6 protein-coding genes are annotated in these 7,233 nt (G+C 69.6%); 2 read left to right on the top strand and 4 right to left on the bottom strand.

All coding sequences use genetic code 11. The annotated features are described in order from the left end of the window. Positions 1-360: hypothetical protein (locus EJK15_RS66060; protein ID WP_206062215.1), on the bottom strand; the 360-nt coding region annotated here is incomplete at its 3' end. Positions 361-960: 600 nt separating this feature from the next. On the opposite strand from EJK15_RS66060, the gene lexA reads away from it, so the two are divergent. Continuing rightward, on the top strand, positions 961-1,668 hold the full coding sequence (gene lexA, locus EJK15_RS66055) for a transcriptional repressor LexA (RefSeq protein ID WP_138720400.1): 708 nt from the start codon (positions 961-963) through the stop codon (positions 1,666-1,668). Positions 1,669-2,101: 433 nt separating this feature from the next. On the opposite strand, the gene EJK15_RS66050 is transcribed toward lexA, so the two are convergent. From EJK15_RS66050 to EJK15_RS66040, 3 genes are all read right to left on the bottom strand, one after another. After that, positions 2,102-3,541, bottom strand: coding sequence for a family 43 glycosylhydrolase (locus EJK15_RS66050; RefSeq protein ID WP_138720399.1), 1,440 nt, complete (start codon positions 3,539-3,541; stop codon positions 2,102-2,104). 18 nt (positions 3,542-3,559) lie between these two features. Then, positions 3,560-4,903 carry a glycoside hydrolase family 43 protein gene (locus tag EJK15_RS66045; RefSeq protein WP_138720398.1) on the bottom strand — a complete coding sequence of 448 codons (1,344 nt, stop codon included), beginning with the start codon at positions 4,901-4,903 and terminating at the stop codon, positions 3,560-3,562. A 114-nt stretch (positions 4,904-5,017) separates the two neighbouring features. Beyond that, the gene (locus EJK15_RS66040) at positions 5,018-5,878 is read right to left on the bottom strand and encodes an aminoglycoside adenylyltransferase domain-containing protein (protein ID WP_240778067.1); all 861 of its coding nucleotides are present in this window, start codon (positions 5,876-5,878) and stop codon (positions 5,018-5,020) included. Positions 5,879-5,924: 46 nt separating this feature from the next. On the opposite strand from EJK15_RS66040, the gene EJK15_RS66035 reads away from it, so the two are divergent. Then, positions 5,925-7,034 (top strand): MalY/PatB family protein, encoded by a 1,110-nt coding sequence (locus EJK15_RS66035; protein WP_138720397.1) that lies wholly within the window; start codon positions 5,925-5,927, stop codon positions 7,032-7,034. Positions 7,035-7,233 lie beyond the last annotated feature (199 nt).

The raw sequence follows: 7,233 nt of genomic DNA, 5'->3' as shown, positions 1-7,233 counted from the left end.
CCGTAACCCCGCCGCGCCCCGGCCTCGCCCCAAGCCCGCCACGCCGCCTGCCCGCTCCAGGCCCGCCCCGCTTTGTGCCTCCTTCAGAGCCGCCGCGCCCTCTGCCCGCTCCAGGCCCGCCGCCACGCTCTCTGCCCCCTCCAGGCCCGCCGCGCTCTTTGCCCATTCCAAGGCCGCCACGCCGCACACCCCCAGGGCCGCCACGCCCTGCGGCGAAACCGGGCGCGACACCGACCCTTCCGGCACCGGCTCCGCGCGCCGCACTTGTCCGAGACCCGCCGCGTCCTGTGCCGGCCCGGGGCCCCGCGCCGGTTCCAGGCCCTCCCCTGCCCGTACCGGCTCCCGGACCTCGCCGTGCACCACGCGTCTCCGAAGCCGATCCGGGATCGGGCGGCCTTCGGGTGGCTGCCGTGTCATCGCCGCCCGAACGTGCCGGTCTCCGCCTCGGCGGCAGCGTTTCGTCCGTATCCGTACCGGGACGTGGCGGGGGAACCAAGCGCAGACGGGGCTTTCCCTGCTCCCTGAGAGCATCCCCTCCGGATGGAGATCGTCCAGGCCTTACCGCGCCACTCGAACGGAGCCCCAACCTCTTGCCGGAATTTCCATGGGAGCCCACCTCCGCCCGCGTATTGTCTCCCCGTCGGTCCTTCTGCGTGGCATCGGCGATGAGTGTGAGCCGCTTGATGTCTTCGCTGGTCGTGTTCGGGTTTGTGGTCGCTCGCATGGATGACCTCCTGCCGTGTGGCCTGAGGAAAGGCCGAATAAAGATCAGCAAATCGAACACGGTGTCGATCGAACTCCCGTACGATGTTGTACACCACACTCGCGACAATTTCGAGGAAGACTCGAACAATTGTTTGAAGATGATCTTCAACAGCGATACGGTCGCTGTGTGCGACATCGAGACCACAGAACGGGAGGTTCGCCGGTGAGGCGGGCCGCCTGGCGAGGAGGAAGACCATGACCGAGCGGGATGACGCAAACGGGGTCAGCGACCTCGCGGTGCGCAGACGCGACTCCCTGGGCTTGACTCCCAGGCAGCGCAAGATCCTCGAAGTGATCCGCGACTCGGTACAACAGCGCGGATATCCGCCCTCAATGCGCGAGATCGGCGAGGCGGTGCAGCTGACCAGCACGTCCAGCGTGTCGCATCAGCTCACGGCGCTGCAGCGCAAGGGCTACCTCAGACGCGACCCCCACCGGCCGCGCGCTCTTGAAGTGCGTCTGCCGGGCGAGCCGGTGCTCTGGGTCGACCCGGACGCGACGGACGACGAGGCCACGGTCAACCGCCCCACGGCCGCCTATGTTCCGCTCGTCGGCCGCATCGCCGCCGGTGGTCCGATTCTGGCCGAGGAGAGCGTGGAGGACGTCTTCGCTCTGCCCAAGCAGCTCGTCGGCGAGGGCACGCTGTTCCTCCTGCAGGTCAGCGGTGACTCGATGATCGAGGCCGCCATCGCCGACGGCGACTGGGTGGTCGTCCGCCAGCAGCCGGTGGCGGAGAGCGGCGACATCGTGGCCGCGATGATCGAGGGCGAGGCCACCGTCAAGACCTTCAAGCGCAAGGACGGCCATGTCTGGCTCGTCCCTCACAACTCCAACTACGAGCCCATCCCCGGAGACGAGGCCAGCGTCCTGGGCAAGGTCGTAGCGGTCCTGCGCCGGCTCTAACCGGTCGGCGGCTCAGGCGCGCGTCAAATCGCCGCGCCGCGTTCCGGCGCGCGCCAAACAAGAACGACGAGGTACGGCCTTCGCGCCGCCGACCTCGTCTGCCTTCATCCTCGCCCCTCAACACACACACGACTGTCGCACACAGCACAGCCCCAAGCAGTCAAGCCCTCGCCTCAGGGTGCGCCATCGTCCGCTACCGACCATGTATCGCGGGCCAGGCGATCGAGGCGTTAGTCGGCGTGCCCTCGGCCCCGCCACCAGCCGCCAGACCTTGAGCGCCGTCCGAAGAGCCCTTTCCGTGACGACGCTCCGTGACAAGCGCAAGCCGGGCAGGCACAGATCGGGCCAGGCGCGGGCTGGTGCCTGGCGCGCGCGCCGAGCGGGATGCGGGGCCGAGCCGAGGACGCAGCCCGACCCCCACGCGGGCCGGGTGTCATTCCAGGATGAAGCTGGCGTTGCTCCGGAAGGCGGTCGAACCGTCGTTCTGCTCGACCCACACCTGCCCGCCGCGATGCCGCAGGAAGTACCCGGGGAAGTTCACCGACTCCAGCGAGACCGTGCCCGACCCCGCGAGCCCCACACGCCGATAAAAACCGGCGTCGGCATTGAACAGGCTCGTCCCGTCCCGTTGCTCCACCCAGGCCTCATGGTTGCGATGCCGCAGGAAGTACTCCGGGAAGTTGGTCGACTCCAGCGAGATCGTCCCCGACCCCGACAGCCCCGTAACGATCCTGAACTGGGAGTCCGCCAGCGGGGTGACGTTCGCCTCCAGGCGGGCGCGGTAGTTGTAGTGCCTGACCGCCGATCCCGGCGTGTCGTACGACATGAGCCGCACGGGCGTCACCCCGTCGGGCACCGGGATGCCGAAGTCCGGGGTGCCGTCCGCGCGCCAGTACATCTTCTGCACCCGGGTACGCCGGTTCGGATCGTTCAGCGGATCACCCGAGATGTCACGGTAGTTGCGATCGTGGTAGACCAGGATGTCGCTCTGCCCGTCCTCCGAGGTGGTGAAGGAGTTGTGGCCGGGCCCGTACTGGCTGGTCGCCGCGCTGGAGGCGAAGACCGGGTTGGTGCTCTTCGTCCAGGAGGACGCCTGCAGCGGATCCGCCGACGCGGAGGCGGTCAGCAGGCCGATGCAGTAGTTGGCGTCGGTGGCGCTGGCGGAATAGGTGAGGAAGAGCCGCCCGTTGCGCTGCAGCACCGACGGCCCCTCGGCCACCTTGTAGCCCCGGGTCTCCCAAGCCAGCGTCGGCACGGTCAGCCGGGTCGTGGCCCCGGTGATCGTCCAGGGGTTGGCGCCCATGCGGGCGATGTACAGGTTGGAGTTGGTCGAGATGCCCGGCTCCTGCTGAGCCCAGAGCAGGTAGCGCACGCCGTTCGCGACGAAGGTGGTGGCGTCCAGGGAGAAGGTGTCCCAGGGGGTGGCGATCCGGCCGCGCTCGGTCCAGGTGCCGGTCAGCGGGTTGGCGCTGGAGCTCTCCAGGACGTACATGCGGATCCGCCAGACGTCGTCGGCCCGGCCGGCCGCGAAGTAGACGTACCACTTACCGTTGATGAAGTGGATCTCCGGCGCCCAGATGTGCGCGCCCATCTCGCCGGCGGCGTGCTTGCGCCAGATAACCGTCTCCGGCGCGCCGGCCAGGCCCTGGATGGTGGTGGCGCGGCGCAGCACGATGCGGTCGTACTGGGGAACGGTCGCGGTGAAGTAGTAGTAGCCGTCGGTGTGGCGGAAGATGTGCGGGTCGGCGCGCTGCGCCGCCAGCGGGTTGGTGTACTGCACGGCGGGCGAGGCGTGGGCGGCGCCCGGCGACAGCAGATTGGCGATCACGATGAGCAGGGTAGCCACGACGACGGTCGCCGGTTTCCGGAGCATCGGCTGATCCTTTCCGGGTCAGGCCAGCGGCGAGGTGACCGTGTACGAGGCGTCGGAGGCGAACACCGAGTCGGACGCCCGCAGGTCCAGCCGCATCTCGTAGTTGTAGTGGCGCAGGTAGCGGCCCGGCAGGTTGTACGACTCGAACGAGATCGTGCCCCCGCCCGCCAGTCCGGATCGCCCGCAGAACGTGGCGTCGCCCTTGAAGATCGCCGAGCCGTCGTCGCGTTGCAGGGTCAGCCGCATGTTGTAGTGGCGCAGGTAGTAGCCGGGCAGGTTGACCGACTGGAAGGAGTAGCAGCCGGGGTGGGCCAGCCCCGCCGCGACGGTGAACGTGGCGTCCCGGCGGTCGGCCGGCGGGCTGGCGGAGCTGAGCGGGTCGACGTAGGCCAGGTTGTTCCGGTGGCGCACGTACCGGTCGGGGAAGTTGGCCGAGCGCAGCGAGCGGTTGCCGGTGGGCACCGCCGTGGTGTCGCCGACGTCCTCGCGCAGCACGGTGAAGTGCCGGGCGGTGCCGGACAGGCCGGGCAACTCGACCCTGGCGCCGAACGAGCTCAGGTTGGAGCTGTCGGCGTAGTAGTAGCGGCCGCCGGTGTAGTTGTCGAAGTAGATCCGCCACCGGCCGTCGGGCAGCCGCGTCAGCGCCGGGCCCTCCAGCCCTGAGCCCCAGCCCGCCCAGTTCCCGGTGCCGGTGAACTGCCACGGGCCGTTGAGCGAGGTGGCGGTGGCGTGCTCGATGTACTTGGTCGTCTCGTTCTTGAGGAAGTTGTGGTACGTGGAGCCGACCTTGACGACGAAGCTGTCGATGTAGTTCGCCGGGATGCCCAGCGGGGCCGGGGCGCTCCACGACGAGAGCGCGCTGTTCGCAGCGGTGATCCGGTACGGGCGGAACTGTCCCGCCGTGCCCGTCGTGGACGCCGAGTAGATCACGTGGACGCTGCCGTCGGAGTCCTTGAACCACTCCGGCGCCCAGGTGCTGCCGGTGGCGCCGTTCAGGCCGACGGTGACGTTGCGGAGGAACGTCCAGTTCACGTAGTCGGCGCTGCGGGCGAAGCCGATCGTGTCGCCGGTCCAGTTGGTCGTGTAGACGAGGTAGTAGTAGCCGTCCGTGTGCCGCAGCACGCTCGGGTCGCGGATCAGGCCGGACGGCGGGGTGTAGGCGTTGGCGCGGACGAGGGCGAAGGTCGTGGCGTTCACCGAGTCGTAGACGTACATGTTCGACTCGCTGCTGTTGGTGAACGCGGTCATCAGGTAGTGCGGCGCCGGCCCGGCGGCGTGGGCGGCGCCGGGTGCGAACACGACGGTCGCGACGGCAAAGAGCAACGCGACGGCGGCGGCAAACGCCCTTCGGTGTGTACGCATCCAGCGGCCCTCCGCGATGTTAGCGTTAACATCTCACCGCGCCGGGATGGCGTGGTGATGGCGTTCGGGCGTATTCGTATCCCGAGGGCGAACCCCCGTCAATCCCCCGTCCGCCTAGCGGGCGGCGTACAGCTCGTGCGCGGCGATGATCACCTGGTCGGCGAAGGCCAGCACGTCCTTCCGCCGTTCGAAGGGGGAGGCGTACAGCGAGGGCCGGGGCGCGCCGAAGTGCTCGGCCAGCCCCGAGACCAGGCTCCCGAGCGACGGCTGGGCGGAGTCGTCCGCGCGCAGGCGCAGCGCCTCGTTCAGCACGCGGTGCCAGCGCTCGGGGAACGCCTCCAGCGCGTGCCGCGCCGCGCCCGTCTTGGAGGTGATGCCGCCGGTCGCCAGCGTGTAGTGCAGCCGGGAGACGCCCGTGACGATCCACACGGTGCCGTAGCCGCCGAGGGTGACCAGCCCCCACCGGGTCAGCGGGCGGGCGGCCCGGGTCACCAGGCGCCGCCAGTAGCGGTCGAGATTGTCGTCCGTCCAGGCGGCGAGGGCGGCTGGATCGCTCCAGATGTCCAGCTCGGCCGGCTTGGGTCCCCGGCACGTCACGCCGTGGTGGGCCACCGTGTGCCACGTGATCGGGTTGACGCCGCCTCGGGGGTCGAGCTTGCCGCCGTGGGCCTGCGGACGCCCCTCAAGGTCGGAGGGGTTGTGGCGGAAATCGTCCCAGGTGAGGTAGACGCCTTCGAACGGGTGGGCGCCGAGGCGAGTGTGGATGCGTTCCAGCGCCTCGATCGGCGGGCTCGCGGCCGTCACCGCCACGAAGTCCACGTCGCTCGTCCCCGGCCGGTAGTCGTCCAGGGCCGCCGACCCTTCCAGGTAAAGACCTTCGACCAGCCCGGGCGCCTCCACGTCAGCCACTGACAGGTACGTCTCGACAATCGCGTCGATCTTCGGGTGCGGCGTCATGGCCGCCCAGCCTGCCACAACCCGCAACGCCGCCTCATCACATTCCTAAATCTAGAATGTCCGAGTGAACGACGCATACCGCCCAGATGACCTCAAGGAGCGAAATGACGGATTTAAATGGGCAGAGGCCGGGGCGGGGGTCATTCCCGCCTGGATCGCCGACATGGACCTGCCCACCGCGCCCGAGGTGATCGAGGCTCTGCGGCGGCGGGCCGGCGGCGACCTCGGCTACCCCGCCTGGCTGGACAAACCCAACGCCGGGCCGCTGGCGGAAGCGTTCGCCGAGCGCATGGCGGGCCGGTACGGCTGGTCCCCCGATCCCTCGCTCGTCCGCTCCTTCAACGATCTCAACCAGGCCCTCCAGGTGCTGCTCCAGGTCTGGACCCGGCCCGGCGACGGCGTGGCGGTCCACACCCCCGCCTACCACCCGTTCCTGACGACGCTGCAGTTCATGGAGCGTCCCCTCCACCCCATCCAGGCCGAGCCGGACGGCGACTCGTGGCGTTTCGAAGTGCCCGACCTGTCGGGCTGCCGGGTGCTCCTCCTCGTCAACCCGCACAACCCGACCGGCCGCGTCTTCACCCGCGAGGAGCTGACCGAGCTCGCCGAGCTCGCCGAACGCCACGACCTGCTCGTCATCTCGGACGAGATCCACGCAGACCTGACCTTCGAGCCGCACCGCCACATCCCCTTCGCGACGCTCCTCCCCGAGCGCACGGTCACCATCACGTCCGCGACGAAGGCGTTCAACCTGGGCGGCATCCGCTGCTCCGTCGCCCACCTCGGACACCAGGGGGTCCGCAAGGCGCTGGAGGCGCAGCCGCCCTTCGTGTACGGGTCCGCGAACCTGTTCGGCGTCGAGGCGACGGTGGCGGCGTGGCGGCACGGGGACGCCTGGCTGGAACGGACCCGCGCCCTGCTCGACCGCAACCGCCACACGATCGCGGCCCGCCTGCCCGAGACGTTCGGGTACCGGATCCCGCAGGCCACGTATCTGGCGTGGCTGCATGTGGGGCGGGCGGGAATGGCGGAGGTCATCGAACGCGAGGCCAAGGTGCTGCTGACCGACGGGGCGGGGTTCGGGCCCGGTGGCGCGGAGTACGTACGGCTGAACTTCGCCACCACCGAACCGATCCTCGCCGAGATCCTCAACCGCCTGGCCCGCATCCACTGATCCCGCCACCGACCACCGCAGCACCACCCCATTCCAGCACCCGACCTTCCCGCTTCCCGACCTTCCCGACCTTCCCCACCGTCACGGGCAGGTGCGGCAGGAGCGGCGGCACGGCACGCACGCCGTCACGGCAGGCACGTCGTTGCGCGGTCAGGGGTCGGAGGTCCGCCGGAAGGACGGGCCCGTGTCAGGGCAGGGG

The sequence above is a fragment of the Nonomuraea basaltis genome (assembly GCF_005893125.1).
Lineage (GTDB): Bacteria > Actinomycetota > Actinomycetes > Streptosporangiales > Streptosporangiaceae > Nonomuraea > Nonomuraea basaltis.
Note: the sequence above shows the minus strand (reverse complement) of the source record. Positions and strands in the feature narration are given on the sequence as shown.